We start from the raw sequence: 20,769 nt of genomic DNA, 5'->3' as shown, positions 1-20,769 counted from the left end.
GGTTAACGCAACTTCACCGACCAGATCTGGACGGCTTTGGTGTCGGTACTGTACACGAATAATTTATTTCGCGTAGGCGAAAATTGTAATTCAGCGGGGAAATTTCCCGGAATGGGTCGATCGCCGACTGGGCGACCGGCCAGGTTGTAAAGGCTCGTAAAATTACCGGATTTTACACTGATCAGGTTAACCCCCGAACCCAGCACGTGGTAGCGGATCGTTGTTTGCCCTGGTCTGAGTCCGCGGACTTCAAACAGTGATTTTCCTTTCCGATCCAGAATGGCAGCCTCGGTATCCGATGTTCGAAGGAGCAAATAGCCGTTTTGATTAACCTCGGGTAAGATCTGAAACGAACCCCGGCGAATCGGCCGGAAAAGTTGATTCCGCTCCAGAACTTGCCCTTCCGACGAAAGATTGATCAATTCGCCCTGCCGGGTGATCAGCGTAATGGTGGCCGGATTACCTGCCTCCAGCCAGGCCGGGCTGATGAGTTCCGATTTCAGATCGAGTGGAAAACCGGCCTGAAAACCGCCATTTTCATTCCAGAAAAAGACCTTTCCCTCTTTTTGCACCGAAACCACCGAAAGCGACTGGTTTCGAACTGTTGCGTGAAAGTTGGACACGCCTTCTCCGGCATTGTTGTTGACCGGAAACTGCGCTACGAACCGCTTTTGGTGCCGGTCAAAACCGTAAACGCTCCCGTTGCGGTGAAGCATCAGCAGAATCAGGCTGCGGTTTTGGTCGCGCCGGGGCGCCATGAGCGTAGTCGGTAAAAGTCCTTCGGGCAGCGGAAACGACTGTAGTCTGGCCAAACCATTCACCGGATCGGCCAGGTAAAGCGAGCGGGAGGTCGCAAAAGCGTACTGCAAACGGCCGTTATTCAGGAAATCGACCGCGGCTAACGAACTGACTACCGGGCCGTTGACCGATCCCAGTGTGTGTTTTTCTCCTTCCGGGGTGATGAGCGTAAACTGCTGCGCCTGGTCGACGGCCCAGATAGCGCCGGAACTGGCGACAAAATCGCCAATAACCATCGGCTGACTGGCCAAAGGGGTATTCAGTGCGATCTTGCGGTGCAGGAAAACACGGTTTAAAACCGCTTCACTGGCCCGCCGGGTCGTGTGTCCCAGAATCAGCGATGAATAAATCCGTTCCCGTCCGTAGGTGCTTTGGTAAATCAGATTTTCAACATTATCCAGCGCGGTTTCGTCGTGGTTGAGCAGAATCTGCCACGATTGCGGCCAGTTCGCAGCCACCGATTCTCCGGCGCGTGAAAACCGGGTGTAGGCCGTGAAATTGGCGGGACGAAGTGTTTGCGTCAGTAAATCCCGTTGCCGGTACGATTCCGACCAGACCGTTCGTTGATCGATGGATTGTAAATATTCCTGTAAGACACTCTGGCTGTTCGCAACGATGAGGTAATCACCAACCTGCGTCAGCCAGTTTTGATCGAAACCGCGAAAGAGTCCGCCGAAAAGAAAAGCCGGTAAATTGGGGGCTTCGATGGACGAAATCCGGTAGCGTAAAAACGGTTTAGAATTTGAAAGATGATCGGTTCCCGACGCCAGCAAAGCCGCCAGCTGGTAGCGATCCCATAAGCGTTCGATGTTGGTAGAATGAATCAGCATCACCAGTCGCCGGTCGGCCGTCGGAGCATCCAGTCGAAGGAGGGCGATTTCATTACCAATGTATTTATAAATTCCATTTTCCTCATTCTGAAGCAACGGACGCAGCTTTCGGCGGCCTTCCCGCGTATCTTCATCATCTTCCGAATTGATAAAGGCCGTCAGGGCTTTCCCAAACCGGGGACCGTCGCTTACACTGAAATGAAAAAGAGTTGTCGTCTGATCGGGAATCAAATTTCCGCAACTGATCCGGAAAGGCGTTTGCCGATCAAACAGATTCGCAAGAGCGCCCTTCGCCCCGATGTCGTCCGTCGACAGACCAATCAGGTGGGAGCGGGACGGCGATTGGCGAAATCGGGTCAGTAATTCAGTGGGTAGGAGGGCCTTGATGTATTTTGACTGGTAGTCCGTACTTGCTTCATTGGGCGAAAGAATGGCCGACAATACGGAACTCCGCACGTAAATGCCCGCCAGATTGCCCTGCCGGATCAACGAAACATCGGCCCGTTGCAGGGGCGTTTCCGTGAAAGGCTGGTTCATTCGCCGGACAACGCTTTCCATTAATATAGTCGAAGAACTGCCGACGAGGTAATCGTCAAGGACGATAAAAGATCCAAGGGATTCATTCCGGACAGTGAGCAGTTCATGGATCCGGGTGCCTTCATACGGATGGCTCAGCACCCGAAACCGGTCGGCGTTCGGGTTCAGAATGCGGTTGACGAAGGACTGGTCCTGAATCGAGCTGATGGGAATGTAAAAGACAAAACCCAGTCGGTCTTTCGAGGTGGGGTGTAACGAATACCAGATGGGTTTTTCACGCAGGAACTGAACGGCACTGGCCGTGTCGAGGGGCGCCCAGGCGAACTTTTCGAGGCTTTGGAGGGCTTCCTGAAAAACCGGTGTGGTCCGGAGCGCCATTTCGTTCAGCTTCGCCTGTTGGGAAAGGGTATCCTGCAAAGACGTGCTTTCCAGCACCAGCAGCGCATCGGACGGAATCAGCATCCAGGCAGAACGGGCGGGTGCTTTCCACCAGCGGTAGGCAAAATAACCGCCGAGAATAAGCACCAGAACCCCAATTCCAATCCAGAGCTGTTTTTTGGTCATGAAGATGAGTTTAAGTTTGGCGGGGTTTTGACCATTGACCGCTGACGATCGACCATCGATCATGGATTTTACCCAACCATTGCTAACTTTAGTCAGTGGGCAATAGTCAATCGTCAGCGGTCAATGGTCTGCTTTTATTCGTCAACAAAAGACAAAACGCAGATCGGGCGGATTTACGCAGATAAAATCTGTGGAGATCCGTTCAATCTGCGTCATCAATGGCAACCCGGCCGCTTTCCGGCCGTTGTCAAATTACATTTTAACGGGCTGCTTCACATCAACAGCTTTCAGGGCTTTCACCTTGGAACCCAGTTGAAGCCGGAATTCGGCCAGCTCGCGGAAACTTTGAATACAGACTTTAATGAGTTTCCAACGGAGAATCGAAACCGTTCCCGTCAGACGCTCTTTGTGCGTGATCGGAATATCGAATGTTTTTTGACCGGCTTTCCGCGCCATGACGGCCAGGAAAATATTGGGAGCAAACGGCGTCGGATCGGGTAATTGTTCCAGCAGTTTTTTCAGGTAAGCTCCGTTAATCAACCGGAACGGGATATTGCTGTCTTTAATGTACGTACCGTAAATCAGGAAAAGGCTGAATTTCAGAATCCGAGTAATCACCAGGCGGGCGAAAGCATCGAAGCGGATCTGGCGGTACCCCAGAATGAAGTTCGATTCGTGCCGTTTGGCCCACAACTTCGCAAAGTCGTCGGTGACAAACTGGTCGTCACTATCGGTCTGGAACACATATTCCGAACCCAGTGCGACGGCGTGCCGATAGCCCCGCACAACCGCATTCCCGTGGCCGCCGTTGGGTGTGTGAACAACCTCCAGCTTGGTAGGGTATTTGGGTTTGAGCGTATCCAGAATGGCACCGGTACGGTCTTTCGAACCGTCATTGATGACGATCAGGCGCGTGTTCTCGCTGGGAAATTGGCGGTTGAGTAAATCGACCCAGGTATCTACAACCTCGTGGATACATTCTTCCTCGTTGTAGGCCGGCATGACTATTGAAAGGTGCAAACTCATTCGTTGGTAGGAAACTGATTTAAGGCAACGTTGATCAAAATATAGTGGATAAGTTCTTAATTGCCGGTTTGACGATGATACAAAAACAAAGATAATGAAATAGACAGCACGATTTGAAATATTAGCTCAATTACATTTATTCAACGGCTCACTTATCTGCTTTTAATAGGAAAAACGACTCTTCAAGGCATTGAACGGTTTTTCGACAACATACCAGGAAATTGTGGCAAGGGCCACCGTTATGGCGTAAAAAAACAGGAATTTCAGGGTTATTTCAGCTCCAGAACCGATTAATTCCGGCCAGATCCGCAGGATCCGGTTCCAGGCGCGCACGGTGATGAAGTCTGGCGGAGTGTGGTAATAATTGAAAACGAGATTATGAAATAAATACAATCCGTAACTGACGCGGCCGAGGTAATTGGCGACCGGATGCTCCAGCACGTATTTCACGATACCGCGGTATCCTATAACGCTTTTTCCAATAATGAAAAAACAGAGTAAGGAGGTTAAAAACCGCTCCAGCACATCCGTATAGACATTTCGAAGGGTAGACGTAGATCCGATCAGGTACACATTGATGATATACAGGGCCAGACTGATCAGCAAAAAACCGGTATTTCCGACAATTTTTGTAAAGGTATCCCGGTGAAAAACCAGTAAATAAGCCAGCACTCCGCCAAAGCCGAATGCATCCAGACAGGTCGGCATAAACACAAACTGAACCATCCAGGGGGCATCCGTTGCGAAAAGGTAAATCCGCATCACCAGCGACAGCGTCATTAACGTTGCCAGCGCAACGGGCAGGCGCCGAAGCGGAATGAAAAGCACCAGAAACGGAAAGAAAATATAGAATTGTTCTTCGACCGCCAGCGACCAGAGGTGGTCAAGCGCTCCAAACCAGGTCTGATGAATAATAATCCAGATGTTTTGGGTGTAGGTCAGGAACCAGCCGAGGTTTTCGCGGGCGGCCTGAAAACCGATTGCCGCCAGAATAAACAGGGTCAGGTAATAGATCGGGAAAATGCGCAGGCTCCGGCGAATGTAAAATTGCCGCAGCGAATGACCGTGCGAACGCTGCAGACGGTCGTCGTCCTGTTTGCTGTGAATCAGAATTCGGGTAATCAGAAAACCGCTTAAGACAAAAAACAGATTGACCCCAAAATAGCCCAGCGGCAGGCGGTTTTGTTCGCCCAGCCAATGATCGAGCATCACCAGCGTGACGGCCAGAAACCGCAGGCCATCGAGCTGAATCAGGTATAGACTTTCTTTATGAACGGGTTTCGCAGCGGTTGTCAAAAGGGACATCAGTTAAAATGTAGTGGTGTGACGAAAAACAGCCGGACTCAGCTCCAACCGAAGCGAATCGTTGCGGTTGGTTAATAACGCCAGTCGGTACAAACCCGTAACGGTTGTTTCTTTCGGTACCAGCGCCTGAAATGCCGAACTAAAATAACCACTTTTGCCGGATTTTGCCGCCATTTCCTGAACAGAATACGGTCGCAACGGTCGGGCCGGGTAAATGTAACTGGTCGAATCGCCCAGGAGAACAATGTAAGAGCCTTCTTCCGGTCGATCCAGCGTTGGGTTGATCGCCTTCGTTTTGGCGATTTTCAGAAAAAAATGTTCCTCGTTTACCTGATCAAATTTCGCCGTTGAATCGGTGGGAGTGGCCTGCACGGCGCTAAGATACGGATCAAGGTAGGGGTGGGGATGATAAACGGATTCAAAAGATTGTTGCTCGTTCATGGGGGTCTGCAATCGCCAGGTCAGGTAAGCCGCAACCGTTTTCCGTCGCTGATTGATGACACCTTCCAGGCATTGATAATCCGCGTATAAGCTGATCGGAATAATACTGAGCAGGCAAATGCCCCAGATGTATGGCAGCTGGTTCTCGTTTTTAAACCGCCAAAGTGCGCCCAGGTAACTGATGCTGAGCAAAAGTCCCGAATAGATTTTATAGCGACTTTGAAGCATGTAGCTTGCCCCGCCAAAACCAACGCGGGAGTAGACCGTCATGGCGTCGGTGGCGAGCAGAAAAAGCAGGCTGCCCAAGAAAAAAACGGGCCAGAACCAGGGATCTTTTTGCGTGGAGCGACGTCTGGACGGAAATGTGATTCGGAGTAGATGAAGCAGGAACCAACTGGCAAATCCAATTACCAGCAGTCCCAGGGTAACGGTTAGCCAGACCGGGTTTTCGTAACCAATGGCGACCGGTTTGGTGTAGGGATAGGTATCGACAAACGCCCCGGCGAAAACAAAAAAGGCTTTGACCCACTCCAGGTAACCGAATAAATAAGGTGAAGGGAAAAATGTAACCCGATTATAGTTGAAAAAGTACGCAATTACGCAACCAAGACCGACCAATAGCCAGCAGATTCCCCGCCGATACTGGTGCTGCCAGAAGAGGAGGAACGCGCCAATCATAAAAATCAGAAAACCGTTCCCACTCGTAAAACTGCCCAGGACGGCCAGAAGTAATGCTACGCCGAATGCCCGGCGAGTCGGGTAGGCCAGCATATAAAAAGCGCCCAGCGCAAAAACCAGAATGTAAAAATTCTGGATCGAAGCCATCGCCCAGATAAGATTTTCGTGCGACTGGAGATTGAGTAACAGAAAGGGAACCGGCAAAAAATAAAAAAGCGGCAGGCGGGTTTTCCGGAACGCCCCGTAGAGAATTGCGACCAGCAAAACCAGCCCGCTGAAGCCTACCAGCGTCAGGTTGTAGTAATTTAGCTGCCCGGTGAGTTTGTAATACAGAAAAAAAAGGCTGCGGGTCCAGACAATCCGGTGCTCCCAGTGTTGATCGAACAAACGACCCAGTTTTCGAAAAATACCCGTATCACTTTTTAACGAAATCAGGTGGGAGTGAACAATGTAATCGTCCCAGTACGGCAGGTCGATGGCATAGTTAAAAACCGTTGTGCAAACGATAACGAGCGGGGTAAGCAGTAAAAAAACGGTGATGGTTTTTCGGAATGCCAGCATGCTACCAATTTTTTTTGATTGCAGGAGCGGTTTCACCCGTCCCAATTAGGTGACGCCCGGTCGGATAAAACTGCCACTCGCCGGCGGAGTTTACCGACAAAATCGTCAGGTCGTACGTTCCGGCATCCAACTCGGTTTCGGGAATCTGGGCAGTAAAACCGGGTCCAAAGGTGGCGGCAGGATGAAACCATCTTCGACGGCTGCCGGAAAGATTTTGTCGGGTTGAAAAAAGATAAACCCGGCGGTTGGAGCGGGCAATCAGGTACGCTCCTTCGTCACGAATCCCCAACGCCGGAAACGAATTGAGCCGCAGGACGTATTCACCATTTTCTTTGTACAGCGTGTCCAGACGAACGGCCATGGAACGAGTCGGGATTTGGTACAAATCGCTCCGTTTCGAATCGTAGAAGGCCGGGGCGTTGTCAATGAGCTTGCGCGTATCCGGATCGATCGTTGAAACGGGGCGATTTTGGGTGTAGGTCCAGTTGAATTGCCGGGTTGCCAGATACTGACGCAGGTTGATGGCTTCGTCCAGGTAGGTGGTGTACGAGAAAAATGCGATCAAAAAACTAAATCCTGTTGCTAAACCGGTAACGATCAGGCGACGGGCCGGACTGGTTCGGGCAATTCCGTACGTGAACAGGAAGGATAATAGCGTGAGGGAATAAATCTTGTAGCGACTGGTGGTGAGCGTTCCCAGCCCAAAACCAACCCGGTTGAAAGCGACGATCAAACCGGTGCCAACGATGAATGCCGTGCCGCCCAGCAAAAACAATTGCCACTCCGTCAGCGGGATGCCTTTGAAACGCTTCCACAAAACCGGAAAACCGATACACACGGTTAACCCCACCAGCAGGGCGCCCAAAACTCCACAAGTCAGAATGAAATCCTGAACCGGAAATGCCTCGGCTGAAGCCCCGTTGAAAAGAAACCAGCCGTGAAGTTGATCCGCTAAAGAGCCCTGATCCGCCGGGTTGCCGGGTGGACTTTTATAACCGAGAAAATAAAGTCGGAACGTAATCGCCAAAGCCGCCAGCCAGCGGAGTACACCCACATAATCCTGACGCAAAAAAATCAATACGAGACCTACGGGCCAGACCATCAGGCCATTCCCGCTCGTCAGCGTTGCGGCAACGGCCAGCAGAACAGCCAGCCAGCTCACCCGGTTTCGAAAAGCCAGTTCGTAGAAAGTGGCCACCGCCAGCGCAATGACCGTAAAATTTTGCAGGGCCGCCATGCCCCATAACATATTTTCCCACTGCGACAGATTGAACAGCAGGAGCGAAACCGGCAAGGCCATCCAAACCGTTCCGCCCGCCCGGCGCAAGGCCCTGACGAAGACGGCCAACAGTAAAACCAGACTCAGGTTACCCACGATCATCAGGTGGATGTAATTGAGTTTTCCGGTCAGGTTATAATCGAGCCAGGTAATCAACCGGTCGTAGACAATGCGGTGTTCGTTGTGCTGGCGGAAAAATTCGTAGGCTTTATCACGGAACGATTCGGCTTTTTCCAGATTGAGAAGAAACGATTTCAACGCATGGTCGTCGAACTTTGGAATGTTGATCGCGTATCGACTGAACACCCAGCCATAGACCAGCAACGGACCCAGCAAAACCAGCCCACCCAGCACCAGGGACGAGATAGAAACCGATTTTGGTTGAATGTCCTTCACCGGAAACGGCCGTGTTTTGGATTCCATATGCTCAATTGCCCCACTCCGCTTAAATGCACGCTGCGAGGTCCGATTATTTTAAAAATGTCGTCAGTTTTTCCTGAATCGACGCGGCATCCAAACCGGATTGCTGCTGATGATAACTCTGGTCGCCGTATAACCCGTCGGGATACCCCTGCGCCGACAGACTGACAAACTGCCGGAACGACAGACCATTTTCGAGCAATTTCACGGAGAGTTGCTGCGCCAGTCCGCCGATGCTGACGTGTTCTTCCACAATCAGGAGGTTCTGCGATTCGGCCCATTGTTTGCCCAAACCGGTCGGTAAATCGAGCGGCAGATTCAACGCCGTGTACACATCGAACTGGTTGCCCAGCACATCGGAAGTCTGGAGTGCTTTCAGTACATTGGCGGCTACGGGGCCCAGCGCCACCACCGTACCTTTCGGATGTTCGCTGCTCACCACTTTCCTGAATGAACCGGTTCGCTCACTGCCTTCCGGCGTTTTTGGACCCGCGCCCAGCCGTAAATAAGCCGGACCCCCTTCCTCAACAATGGCATCGACCACCGAATCGATCTCGTCGGCGAAGGCCGGAATCCAGGTTTTAACGTTTTGCAAGCCACTTAAACACGCCAGATCTTCGATGGCGTGGTGGGTAGAACCCATAATGCCGTAGCCATAACCGCCCCCGTTGCCGACCATAAAAACCGGCAGATTGTGCAGGCAGACGTCGTTCCGGAATTGTTCCAGACAGCGGTAAACCGCAAAAGGAGCAATGCTGTAGCAGAATACTTTATAGCCTTTATACGCCATTCCGGCGGCTACACCGACCATGTTTTGTTCGGCCACACCTGCATTGATGAACCGGGGCCCCAGAGCAGCCGCAACATTCTCGAGCGCAGCATAGCCCAGATCGCCCGTGATGAAAATAATTCGCTCATCGGTGGCGGCAATGCGCTCGATGGCGGCTGAAAATTCTTTCCGCATGTGGAGTGGTTTTAGTTTCGCGGAGGTAAGCGGAGAAAAGCGAAGTTAAGCGGAGATTTGGTTAATAAACTCTGCGCAACTCTGCCTTTCTTCGCTTACCTCCGCGAAACAACTCTAATTCTCTACTTTGTTTTTCTCGCATCCACCAGCGCCCGGATTTCGGAGGCTGTTTTATAGAGTTGCCCACCTTTTCGAACTTTCGTTCGGATGAACTTGGGCCGTTTTTTGGTTTCTTCGAAAATCTTGCTGATGTATTCCCCCAGGAATGACACCCCTAGCAGGTTGATGCCACCGAACAACATCACCAGAATAATCACCGTCGACAAACCGGCAGGCGTATTCGGGAAAAATACAAATTTAGCCAGAATCTGCCACATAATGCCCAGAAGTGATAAACCGGTCAGGATAAAACCGGCATACGACATTAACTCCAGCGGAGCGAAACTGAATGAGAAGATCGCTTTCTTCGCCCACCAGATGTTCTTTGTCCAGTTGTTGGTCGAAACGCCGAACATCCGTTCCGGCCGAACGTAATCGACACCCGTTTGTTTAAACCCGACCCACGCCCGTAGCCCGCGTAGAAACTGTTCGGTTTCGGGTAAGGCAACGAGTTCGCGCACCACCTTCTGGTCGATCATCGAAAAATCACCGGCATCGACCGGGATGTTGATGTACGACATTTTCTTAAATAAGCGGTAGAACGTTTTATAGAAAAAATGAACGTGGGGCGGCATTTCGCGCTGCACCCGAACCCCATACGTAACGTCGAAGCCCTTTTGCCATTTTTCGTAAAATTGGGGAATGATTTCGGGCGGATCCTGCAAATCGCCGTCCATCAGCACCACAGCGTCGCCGGTCGAAATTTCCATACCACTCAGGAATGCCGATTGGGAACCGAAATTGCGCGAGTGCGTAATGCCGATCACGTTGGGATCTTTTGCGCAAATCCCGTCGATGACTTCTTCCTGGTTGTCGGGCGAATTGTCGTTTACGAAAATGATTTCGTAGCGGACTTTCATCTCGTTGAACGTTTTGACCAACCGATCATACATGAACGGAATGGCCTGAGCGTCTTTGTAACAGGCAATGATGGCGGTGATAACCGGGTTGAGCGTTGGATTGGCAAACGCCGGGAGAACGCGCGCGGAATACTCGTTTTGCAGTTGCCAGTCAGCGGTTTTCCGTAGTCCGACTGTCAGGGGCGTCCGGGCTTTCCAGTCGAGGTCGGCATGGGCAGCTGCCGGATCACCGTACCAGTCGCTGAGGTCCCACTGGCGGTTTCCCATGCTTCCCCAAACCGGTTCAATCGTCAGGGCAAAGGTAGAACGGGTTTCGTCGACCAGCTCGCGCATGGTCGTTTTCTGACCCGTTGCAATATTATAGGAACGTCCGCTGATGGTTTTATCCACTTTCAAAGCCGCCTGAACGAAGGCTTCGACGCAGTCGTCGATGTAGACAAAATCGCGGCTGATATCGGGCGAGACCAGCGGGGGCAGGGTGTTTTTCTGAGCTTCTTCCACCAGCCGGGGAATGAGCCGGTCCGGTTCTTCCCAGCCGCCGTAGATCGAGTACAACCGTAAATTCAGTGTTTTCAGTCCATGAACGCGGGCGTAAAATTCCAGCATGTAAGCCGCCGAAACCTTCGAAACGGCGTAGTGGCTGTTGGGTTCGACGCGGTCGGTCTCTTTCGGAGCGGTGCAATTAAAACCGTATTCCGAGCTGCTTCCGGCGTGAATGTAAACCGTTTCGGGCGTGCAGTTTTCCAGGATATTGACGGTTCCGTTGACGTTGGTTTCGTAGGTCAGGTTAACGTTTTTCTGTTTGCTATACGCCCCATAAGCGGCCAGGTTGAAGATGGTGCGGGGTTTATAGCGTTCAAAAATTCCCTGAACGGAATTGTTGGAAAGGATATCGCAGTGGATGACATTTTCGACCGGCACGTTCAGCAGTTTCAGCCGCCAGGCTTTGGTAGCGTCGTGGGTCAATGCGTAGCAATCCTTGCGGAGTTGAAAAATCTGATCGAATAAGTTTGCACCGATAAAACCGCTGGCTCCGAAGACAAAAATAGGGCCTTTGAGTTGGAGGATGCGGTCCTGGTACGGTAGGATCTGTTGAGACATTCGGGATGAATAGTATGGATCGAGCCTGTGTTGAGACAGGTTTAGGCGGTAAAATACCGGTCGTTGATGTCAGTGCAGGCCTGGGCGTACTGGTCGGCCGTCATGGGCAGGTAATGCCATTCGAGCCGGTTTTCCATGTACGAAACGCCTTTTCCTTTCACCGTATGGGCGATAATTACTTTAGGTTTGCCATTGGTTTGCAGCCGCAAAGTGTCGAGTTTAGCCATCAAGCCTTCCACATCGTGCCCATCCGCTTCGACAACCTCAAACCCGATCGCCTGCCACTTGACTACGTCCGCCGTGTCGCCAAAGACATCGGCAGTAGGGCCGAAACCCTGCAAACCGTTCTTGTCGATTAAAACCGTCAGGTTGTCCAGCCCCTGCTGAAGAGCGTAGTGAGCAGCTTCCCAGGTGGTGCCTTCGTTGGTTTCGCCGTCCGACATCAGCACGTATACGGCATGTTGGTTGCCCTGCAATTTATTGGCATGAGCGATTCCGGCCGCAATCGGAAAACCGTGTCCGAGGGAACCGGTGGCAAACGGAATGCCTTTGTGTTTGTTAGGAGCGGGGTGAGCGGGCAGCGTGGTGCCGTTTTTGTAGAACGAATGAAGTTGTTCATCCGAAATCTCGCCCAAATGATTGAGGCACACGTACAAAGCGGCAGCCGCGTGACCTTTCGACAGAATGAACGTATCTTCTTCCTGTTTGCGAAGAATCAACGTAGCAATCATCATATCGAGGCAACTCAGCGAGCAGCCGATGTGACCGGCATGCGCCATATTATACAATTCCAGAACCTTCAGCCGCAGTTGGCCGCTAAGGGTTGTAAGATCGGTTGTTATTGCTGGTGAAGTCATTTTAATACCGGTATTTCATTCCTTCAAGGTCAAAGATAGTGATTTTCTGGCCCGTCTTGCCTTTGATGAGTACAATTTTATCCGGTTCGTTGGGGTCAATGCGTTGATAATAGGTAGCTTCGTTGGGTAAATAAACATTGACGAGTTGGGCATCAATAACCGAAAAACTCCGGCCAATCCTGTCAATCTCGGAATATTCGTGCCGGCGTAGCGACGGGTACAAAACCGTATCGCCCGGCGCATACAATTCCTGAATCTTCCTTGCCGAGGTCCAGAACGGGTTGGGTTGGCGGTTCAACGGGGCCGCCGAATACTTCGATTCCGTATCATTGAAAATTCGTTGAAAGAGCATGGTCAGAAAAACCGCCTGAACGCCCAGCACCACCGCCAGTGGATTGCGAAACCAGGGTCGCAGGGACGCGATTTTCATCACCATCAGCGCAATAAGAATAAAAACGTAGGGAAACGAAAAACCCGAATACCGTTGCGTAATGCCGTAGGTATGGCCCGATCGGAAGGCCATGAACAGGAGAAAGAAAGTCGGAACCAACGACATGATCACCAAAAAAACCAGCAGCGGCCGGTTGCGTCGATCGACATCTTCCCGCATGGCGGACCCCATCAAATAAAAAAAAGGCACAGCCGCCGATAAAACCAGGTGCTGACCCGGATTAATGCTGTAAAACGGTAGACCAACTGCCAGAACCAACGGAAAGCCGAATTTAACCCAGATCGGCGGTTGCCGCTGGTTGCGGAACCGGATGAGCCAACCGGTTGCGACCAGTCCAAGCACCAGGGCAATCGCAAAATTGCGATACCCAACCACCGCCGTGGCCAAACCATTCGTAAATAGGAGAAGATCACTAAAAACCGGTAACGAGCGCCAGAAGACATTGGGAACCGTAGCCGGTAAAATCAAGCCAAAACCGTTATTGACCGGATTGGTCAGGGCGAGACTGAGGTACTGTTTCGCCTGATTGTTCAGGCTGAAAAACGTGTATTTCCCCCCGCCGTATATAAACCAGAGTGAGACAAAACCCACAGCGATGACGGCAGAAAGCGCCAGGCGAGCCCACGTCCAGCCTTTACGAACATACAGTAAGGCGTATAAACCATGACCCAGAAAAACCGTCAAAGTCAGGTAATGCGAAAGCAGCGACACCGCCACCAGAAAGCTGTAGATTACGTACAAGCGGGTGGGTGTCCGGCGTTGTCCGGGGCTTTCTTTTTCAAGCAGCAGCAGAAAGACGTGGGTGGCCAGCAACGTCAGGTAGAACGTCATGGTGTAATTGCGGGCGATGTGGCTTTGCACGACAAAAAAAGGTTCGATAGCGGCCAGAAAGCAGGTAATCAACGCCAGGCGGGAAGCCGGTTCGGGCTCCATTCGGAAATGCCGGGTTACGAACTGATAGAGTAACGGAATCGTTAGCAGGCTGAAAATGACGGAGAAAAAACGGAGCGAGAAATCACTCAGGCCGAACAACTTCATCCAGAGCCAGATCAGACCGTAATAGGCCGGACTGTTGCCAATGTCACCCCGGATATTGGCCTCAATGAAGTCGTCGATCGTTTTGGGTTTCCAGAATTCCCGGGGAGTAAAATAACCGGTGGTCGCTTTATCGAATACATCTTTCTGATTCGAACCTTCCAGCACAATGCCCTGGCTGACGAGCAGGGTCGATTTTTCGTCAAACCATAAACCGTAAGCATCTAAGCGGTACATTCGGAGAACAAATGCCAGAAGCATAATTCCGACCAGGATGAAGAGGTGCGTACGACGGTGTGGCGCGAAGGACATTAATCAGAGATAAAACTTTCGGGGGCAAAAATAAGCTGATTTGTGAGACTTTACATTTTCAGGATCGTAAATTCTACTCTTCGGTTCAGTCGTCGCTTCTCTTCGGTCTCATTGCTGGCAATGGGTTTGCTGGGCCCCCAGGCTTTGGTCTGGATCCGGATATCCGCAATTCCCCGCTCCATTAAATATTCTTTTACCACCCGGACCCGGTCCTGCGATAGTTTCATGTTTAGATCCCAAATGCCCTGATTATCAGTATGCCCGTCGACCTGAATTTCCATTTCCGGGTAATCTTTCAGCATCTGGACAAGCCGGTCGAGTTCGGCATTGGAACCGCTGAGCAGAATGGCTTTACTCTGCTCGAACAGCACATCACGCAACACCACCCGTTGGCCGGCTTTGATCGGATTTACCACCAGATTTTTGTGAATTTCCTTAAACCGCTTGTCTTTCGTGAGATCAATCAGTTCTGTTGTGGGGAAATAACCCGGGCGTTTTGCCGTCAGATTATAATTATTTGAGGTGGGCAAAATTATTTTGTAATCCCCGGTTTCAGGATCATATCGCACCTGACTGTGTTCCTTGTTATCGGGCGAAAGGGTCGAAAATACATCGGCAGAAACCGGTTTTTTCGTAACTCCATCAATGACTTTTCCCGATACAATGGCAACCGGATCAGGTTTGATGGCGGGATATAATTTTAGCCGGAAAATGTCTTCTCCGCCGAGTGAATTCTGAATGGAACTAAGGTAAGCATAATCGCCGGTTGCCGGAATGGTAAAATAACCATCCCACTCGGGTGTATTGATGTCCGGCCCCAGATTTTCCGGTTCCGACCATTTCGTCCAACTGTCGTCGAGCCGGCGACTGACGAAAATGTCACCATTGCCGTATTCGGGCCGACCGGCAGACGTAAAATAAAGCGTTCGGGAATCCGAAGCGACAAAGGGCGCGCCCTCGTAATCGGCGGTGTTCAGGGTCAATCCCATGCTGACCGGTTCGCTCCAGGTTTGATTCGGTTGGAGAAACGAAACATACAAATCCTTATTTCCCTGCGAATTTCGGCGTTGAACCGAGAGGACAAGTGTTTTGCCATCCGGCACAATGGCGTATTCGGTGTACGCATTTTTGTGCAGGTTATGATTATTACTGATCACGCACTCGACCGGAAACGACCATCCATTTTTACCAAGCGTCGATTTCGATAAACCGTAAGTTACCGATCCGTCCGGTTTATATACATTGATCAGGTATAGCGTTCGTCCGTCGGGCGACATGCCGCTGACGGCATTATCGGCGGTGGTATTGATCGGTGGACCAATGTTGATCGCACTGCCCCAATCTCCGTTGGCCTGCAGGGTCGAATACCACACATCCTGACTCCTCGGATCACCCGTATTTCGGTCGTGCAGTCCCCGGGTAAAATACAAGGTTTTACCGTCGGGAGAAATCACCGGAGCTACTTCCTGACCCTTTGAATTGATCTGGGGGCCGAGATTTTCCTTGACCAGGTCTTTCGGAGCATCCTTGGAAACGTTGATGGAAACAGTGATGGGTTGGGTGTCCGACGAAATGCCAATGGCGTCGATCTGATTTGGACCTTTCACACGGTTGGGGCTGATCACCAGTTTGAGGATATTAGCCGTTTGGGCGGGTTCTGGGGGCGAAATGCGCAGAACGGGTGACGATCCGGCTTCGGTTGTCGATCCGGCTTTATAAACCGCTATTTCCCGGCCCATTCCATCGATGATCAAAACCTGCGTCACTGCTCCGGGGTTTCCGCTTTGAAAAACCGCAATCTGCCGGATGGGAATGGCTTCCGTAAACCGCACGGTGATCCATTCGTCGTTCGGGCTGTCGGGATAAAGCGGAGACCAGGCGCAGGGGTTATCACCGACCTGTGGCAGTCGGTTGGGTTTACCTAAAATCTGATTGGCCCGGTATTGCTGGGTATAGGCTTCTCCCTTTCCTTCAGACGAAAAACCGACTACCGAACTGGCCCATTGTACGGTTTGAGCCGAAACGCTTAGTGAACCAAGCACAACACATCCAAGCAGCAGAAGGAAACCGCGTATCATGCAAACAAGTTAGTGAACACTGAATAATTAATAATGAAAAATGAACGCTGAATGGCCGGGTACATTTTATTCATTGGTCATTAATCATTGTTCATTTCCTTAATTCGTATACACTTTATACTCCCACGGCTTGAGGGCAAATGTCAGGGAATTGCGCAGTTCGGTGGGTTGGCGGCTGAATACTTCGGTATAGACCCCCTCAAAACCATCGCCATTTAACCGGATGGTCTGGGGTGTTGGACTGAGGTTGACAATGACAACGACCCGATCATTTTCCTGCTGACGGAAAAAAGCGTAAACCTTATCGTCTTTTTCCGTCGGAATTTTAATCAAACGACCACCGGCTAAGCCGTTCCACAACGCCCGGTTACGGTGCTTCAGGGTTAACAAGGTTTTGTAAAAATCAGTTTTGCCGTAATTCCCCCAATAGATGGGATCTTTCTCATAAAATTTGAGTCTTTTGCTCAAATTGGATTCCATTCCGTTGTACATCATCGGCATCCCGTCGAAGGTGTAGGCCAAAACCGTGAAAGCGTCGGTGCCGTTGCCAAAAAGTTCCGGTCCGGTCCCGGCCCACGCATTTTCGTCGTGGTTTTGGGTAAACTGCATCTGGTAGTACCCGTGCGGAAACCGCTTCTGGTTGTGGGCCAGTAGCGAGTCGATGGCGGTGGCCGGGCGTTTGCCTTTCGCGATTAGTTTCAGTAGCTGGTAGGTACTCCAGCCGTAGTTCATGTTAAAGCATTCGCGGAAGTGCTCGGGGTTTTCCTCCCATTCGGCCAGCATGAAAACGGGTTTGAGGCTGTCGAGCTTTGGGCGTACCTCAGCCCAGAAATCATCCGGCACATACCCAGCCACTTCGCACCGATAACCGTCGATGTCGCACTCCCGCACCCAGAATTGCATGGCGTCGATCATGGCCGAGCGCAGTTCCGGATTCTTGTAATTCAGGTCAAAGACATCAGGCCGGTCGGTCACTTTTCCCCGTTCGTCGATGGGCGGAGACATTTTTTTATTGATTTGCGTGTACCAGTCGGGATGCTGTTTTACCCAGGTGTGGGCGCGGCCGGTATGGTTGGGCACCCAATCGATGATCACATGCATACCCAGGTCGTGGGCTTGCTTGACCAGTGCTTTAAAATCGGCCATGGTCCCGTATTCCGGGTTGACAGCTTTATAATCTTCCACCGCGTATGGGTTGCCGGGCAGCGTCTGCTGATTTTCCTTGCTGATCGGATGAATTGGCATGACCCAGAGAATGTCAACGCCGAGTTCCTTTAAACGGGTCAATTGCTGTTCAACGGCTTTGAAAGTGCCTTCCGGCGAAAATTGCCGAACATTGACCTCGTAAATAGTGGCGTTCTTGGCCCAGTCGACCGACGGAATTGCCCGCTGAGCCGCGGTGGAATCACTGGCCGTTGTCGGTTCATTACTGGTGGCAGGCGTTTGCTTGCAGGACAGAACAGACAGACAAAATAACCCACCCGCCACTAGCGTACAAAAAATCGTTGAATACATGCCAGAATGTTAAGCTCGAAATAATTGGTCTAAACTTCAGATAAATGCCTTAGGCCTGGTACATGGCCCGGTCGAAGTATTTCAGCGCCTGAATGGCCTCGGCCGGATCGCTGGCCCGAAAAACCGAACTGCCAGCCACCAGCACATCAGCTCCGGCTTCCACCAAATCCGCCACATTATCGGTACTGACTCCACCATCTACCTCAATCAAAGCCGATCGGCCCGAATCGGCCATAAGCCGACGCAATCTCCGAATTTTTTGCAAAGTATGCGGTATAAACGTTTGCCCACCAAAACCCGGATTGACCGACATGATCAAAACCAGGTCAATTTCGTCGAGAATATCGGTCAGCAAATCGACGGATGAATGCGGATTCAGGGCAACACCCGCCCGGCAACCGGTTTCCCGGATTTGAGTCAGGGTGCGGTGCAGGTGCGTGCAGGCTTCCAGATGAACCGTAATCGTTCCCGGACGATCGGGCTGGGCGGCACCGGCTTTGGCAAAGGCATCAATGTAACGTTCCGGTTGAACAATCATTAAGTGCACATCCAACGGTTTGGTTGCATGCCGGTTAACGGCTTCGCAGACGGGGATACCAAACGAAATATTCGGGACAAAAACACCGTCCATGATGTCTACGTGAATCCAATCAGCCTGACTTTGATTGAGTAATTCAACATCCCGTTGAAGATTTCCAAAATCAGCCGCCAAAATGGATGGCGCAATCATTGGGTGGGTCATAAAATAAGCCGTAAATTGAATTTATGTGTCCGATTTGCCAAAGTTGACACCAAAATTAATTCTTTTGTTGAAACATTTCAGAACTCTTACCGGAGTCCGCAAAGGAATTTATTCGAATTGCGGTCGAATGTCTACTTTTACGTCATTTGGTTTAACCCCCTGAAATTTTAGTTCAAAAATAGGATGAATCCGCAGGAACGCATTGCCGAACTTACCGACCGGCTTACCCTCTATAACTTCCAATACTACCAAAACAGTATTTCCGAGGTCGATGATTTTACATTTGACAAATTACTGGAAGAACTTTCGGCGCTGGAAAAACAATACCCCGAATTCAGCCGGCCCGACTCGCCGACGCACCGGGTCGGTGGAACGGTCAGCAAAGAATTTGCCACGGTTTACCACCGGTTTCCCATGTTGTCGCTCGGTAATACCTATTCCGAAGCGGAACTGACGGAGTTTGATACCAGGGTACAAAAAGGACTTAACGGCGCTGCGTACGACTACATTTGCGAATTGAAATTTGATGGTGTAGCCTTGAGCCTGGCTTACGAAAACGGTATTCTGGCGCGCGGAGTTACGCGGGGCGATGGCACCCGGGGCGACGACATTACGGCCAACGTTCGCACCATTCGCACCCTGCCATTAAAGGTTAATGCTTCAGCGGTTCCGCCTTTGTTCGAAGTGCGGGGTGAGGGATTTTTGCCCCTGGCGGAGTTTGAACGAATTAATCGCGAACGCGAAGACATCGGCGAACCGTTGCTGGCCAATCCGCGCAATGCGGCATCCGGAACATTCAAGCAACAGGACTCGGGCGCGGTAGCCAAACGGCGACTGGATTGTTATGTCTATTCGTTTTTATCGGAACCGGAAATTTTTCAAACGCACGAAGAAAGTTTGGTGGCGATGAAGGCGTGGGGGTTCAACGTATCGCCGACCTGGCGCAAATGCGGTTCCATTCAGGAAGTCATGGCATTTATTGACGAATGGGAAACCAAACGGTATGAATTGCCGCTGGCCACCGACGGGATCGTCATTAAAATCAATCGATTTGACCAGCAACGCGAACTCGGTTTTACCGCGAAAAGCCCGCGTTGGGCGATTGCATTTAAATACAAAGCCCTGGCCGCCAGCACTGTTCTGAACAGTGTTTCGTATCAGGTGGGTCGAACCGGAGCGGTCACGCCCGTCGCTAATCTGAAACCGGTTTTGCTGGCTGGAACGGTGGTTCGGCGGGCGTCGCTTCACAACTCCAACGAGATTGAGCGATTGGGCGTCATGCTGAACGATACGGTTTTCGTTGAAAAAGGCGGTGAAATCATTCCCAAAATAACCGGCGTCGACCTGACCAAACGCAGCGAAGCCAGCGAACCGATTGTGTATCCAACCGAATGTCCGGCCTGTCAGACGCCTTTGGTGCGGAAAGAAGGCGAAGCGCATTTCTACTGTCCGAACGAAAAAGGCTGCCCTCCGCAGCTTCAGGCCCGGTTTGAACACTTCATTCAGCGTCGTGCGATGAACATCGAAAGTCTGGGCGAAGGAAAAATCGAAATGCTGATCGATCGTGGACTGATCCGTAGCCCGGCCGATTTATACGAACTGACCTTTGAAAAATTGCTGGGGCTGGAAAAAACCTTCACAGACATTGAAACCGGTAAAACCCGAATTGTCAGTTTACGGGAAAAGTCGGTCGAAAATATTCTGACCGCACTGGAACGTTCCAAAATGCAGCCGTTTGAGAGCGTGCTGTTTGCGATCGGGATTCGGTATGTTGGAAACACAACGGCGGAAAAACTCGCGGACTATTTTGGAAACATTGACGCGCTGCGAACCGCTTCGCACGAAGCCTTGCTGGGCGTTCCGGAAGTTGGCGACCGGATTGCGCAGAGTGTAGTGGCCTGGTTTGCCGATGCCGACAATCAGGTGTTTGTTGAACGGTTGCGGCTGGCCGGTTTGCAAATGGCAACCGACCGGGTGGCGGTGGAACGAAAAGGGGAGACGCTGGTCGGAAAAACGTTCTTGTACACCGGCACCTTTGCCAATTTCTCCCGCGAAGAACTTGAAAATGAGATCGAAGCCCACGGCGGGCGGATACTGGGTGGAGTGTCCAAAAAGCTGAATTACCTGATCGTGGGAGAAAATCCCGGCCCGTCGAAAGTGGAAAAAGCGACCAAAATGGGGGTGCCCATGATCGGTGAGGACGAGTTTATGGCAATGTTAAGCAGTTAGAGCAGGAGGAATACGGTTTCAACCCGA

The 20,769-nt window shown here is 51.3% G+C and carries 13 protein-coding genes; 1 reads left to right on the top strand and 12 read right to left on the bottom strand.

Annotated elements, in window-relative coordinates; translation table 11 throughout:
• Positions 1 to 2: 2 nt before the first annotated feature.
• The 12 genes from EHT25_RS04960 to rpe all read right to left on the bottom strand — a co-directional run bounded on the left by EHT25_RS04960 (position 3) and on the right by rpe (position 18,513).
• Entirely contained in the window at positions 3 to 2,729 is a 2,727-nt protein-coding gene (locus EHT25_RS04960) for a hypothetical protein (RefSeq protein ID WP_124871517.1), read from the bottom strand.
• Positions 2,730 to 2,981: 252 nt separating this feature from the next.
• Positions 2,982 to 3,755 (bottom strand): glycosyltransferase family 2 protein, encoded by a 774-nt coding sequence (locus tag EHT25_RS04955; protein ID WP_124871514.1) that lies wholly within the window; start codon positions 3,753 to 3,755, stop codon positions 2,982 to 2,984.
• Positions 3,756 to 3,917: 162 nt separating this feature from the next.
• On the bottom strand, positions 3,918 to 5,060 hold the full coding sequence (locus EHT25_RS04950) for an acyltransferase family protein (RefSeq protein WP_124871510.1): 1,143 nt from the start codon (positions 5,058 to 5,060) through the stop codon (positions 3,918 to 3,920).
• A gap of 3 nt (positions 5,061 to 5,063) precedes the next feature.
• Positions 5,064 to 6,740, bottom strand: a complete 1,677-nt coding sequence (locus EHT25_RS04945; protein WP_124871507.1) for a hypothetical protein — start codon at positions 6,738 to 6,740, stop codon at positions 5,064 to 5,066.
• A gap of 1 nt (position 6,741) precedes the next feature.
• Positions 6,742 to 8,442 (bottom strand): hypothetical protein, encoded by a 1,701-nt coding sequence (locus EHT25_RS04940; RefSeq protein WP_124871504.1) that lies wholly within the window; start codon positions 8,440 to 8,442, stop codon positions 6,742 to 6,744.
• 46 nt (positions 8,443 to 8,488) lie between these two features.
• Positions 8,489 to 9,403 (bottom strand): transketolase family protein, encoded by a 915-nt coding sequence (locus EHT25_RS04935; protein WP_124871501.1) that lies wholly within the window; start codon positions 9,401 to 9,403, stop codon positions 8,489 to 8,491.
• A 122-nt stretch (positions 9,404 to 9,525) separates the two neighbouring features.
• Entirely contained in the window at positions 9,526 to 11,523 is a 1,998-nt protein-coding gene (locus tag EHT25_RS04930; protein ID WP_124871498.1) for an NAD-dependent epimerase/dehydratase family protein, read from the bottom strand.
• Positions 11,524 to 11,564: 41 nt separating this feature from the next.
• Positions 11,565 to 12,380 carry a transketolase gene (locus EHT25_RS04925; RefSeq protein WP_124871495.1) on the bottom strand — a complete coding sequence of 272 codons (816 nt, stop codon included), beginning with the start codon at positions 12,378 to 12,380 and terminating at the stop codon, positions 11,565 to 11,567.
• Between the two features lies 1 nt (position 12,381).
• Positions 12,382 to 14,178: a glycosyltransferase family 39 protein gene (locus tag EHT25_RS04920; RefSeq protein ID WP_124871492.1), complete on the bottom strand. Its 1,797-nt coding sequence runs from the start codon at positions 14,176 to 14,178 to the stop codon at positions 12,382 to 12,384.
• 50 nt (positions 14,179 to 14,228) lie between these two features.
• The gene (locus tag EHT25_RS04915) at positions 14,229 to 16,220 is read right to left on the bottom strand and encodes an OmpA family protein (RefSeq protein ID WP_310588727.1); all 1,992 of its coding nucleotides are present in this window, start codon (positions 16,218 to 16,220) and stop codon (positions 14,229 to 14,231) included.
• 135 nt (positions 16,221 to 16,355) lie between these two features.
• A complete protein-coding gene (locus EHT25_RS04910) occupies positions 16,356 to 17,771 on the bottom strand; it encodes an alpha-amylase family glycosyl hydrolase (RefSeq protein ID WP_124871488.1) in 1,416 nt (471 codons plus the stop codon).
• 49 nt (positions 17,772 to 17,820) lie between these two features.
• Positions 17,821 to 18,513: a ribulose-phosphate 3-epimerase gene (gene rpe, locus EHT25_RS04905; RefSeq protein WP_124871485.1), complete on the bottom strand. Its 693-nt coding sequence runs from the start codon at positions 18,511 to 18,513 to the stop codon at positions 17,821 to 17,823.
• A gap of 183 nt (positions 18,514 to 18,696) precedes the next feature.
• On the opposite strand from rpe, the gene ligA reads away from it, so the two are divergent.
• Entirely contained in the window at positions 18,697 to 20,742 is a 2,046-nt protein-coding gene (ligA, locus tag EHT25_RS04900) for an NAD-dependent DNA ligase LigA (protein WP_124871481.1), read from the top strand.
• The last annotated feature ends 27 nt before the right edge of the window (positions 20,743 to 20,769 follow it).

This window comes from Larkinella rosea, from assembly GCF_003858635.1.
Classification (GTDB): Bacteria; Bacteroidota; Bacteroidia; order Cytophagales; family Spirosomataceae; genus Larkinella; species Larkinella rosea.
This window is presented reverse-complemented; position numbering and strand designations above follow the sequence as displayed.

Coding starts and splice junctions, on each gene's coding strand:
- EHT25_RS04930 (WP_124871498.1), bottom strand. CDS start 11,523: ATGTCTCAACAGATCCTACCGTACCAGGACCGCATCCTCCAACTCAAA.
- EHT25_RS04950 (WP_124871510.1), bottom strand. CDS start 5,060: ATGTCCCTTTTGACAACCGCTGCGAAACCCGTTCATAAAGAAAGTCTA.
- EHT25_RS04910 (WP_124871488.1), bottom strand. CDS start 17,771: ATGTATTCAACGATTTTTTGTACGCTAGTGGCGGGTGGGTTATTTTGT.
- EHT25_RS04940 (WP_124871504.1), bottom strand. CDS start 8,442: ATGGAATCCAAAACACGGCCGTTTCCGGTGAAGGACATTCAACCAAAA.
- EHT25_RS04945 (WP_124871507.1), bottom strand. CDS start 6,740: ATGCTGGCATTCCGAAAAACCATCACCGTTTTTTTACTGCTTACCCCG.
- EHT25_RS04935 (WP_124871501.1), bottom strand. CDS start 9,403: ATGCGGAAAGAATTTTCAGCCGCCATCGAGCGCATTGCCGCCACCGAT.
- EHT25_RS04960 (WP_124871517.1), bottom strand. CDS start 2,729: ATGACCAAAAAACAGCTCTGGATTGGAATTGGGGTTCTGGTGCTTATT.
- EHT25_RS04955 (WP_124871514.1), bottom strand. CDS start 3,755: ATGAGTTTGCACCTTTCAATAGTCATGCCGGCCTACAACGAGGAAGAA.
- ligA (WP_124871481.1), top strand. CDS start 18,697: ATGAATCCGCAGGAACGCATTGCCGAACTTACCGACCGGCTTACCCTC.
- EHT25_RS04925 (WP_124871495.1), bottom strand. CDS start 12,380: ATGACTTCACCAGCAATAACAACCGATCTTACAACCCTTAGCGGCCAA.
- rpe (WP_124871485.1), bottom strand. CDS start 18,513: ATGACCCACCCAATGATTGCGCCATCCATTTTGGCGGCTGATTTTGGA.
- EHT25_RS04920 (WP_124871492.1), bottom strand. CDS start 14,178: ATGTCCTTCGCGCCACACCGTCGTACGCACCTCTTCATCCTGGTCGGA.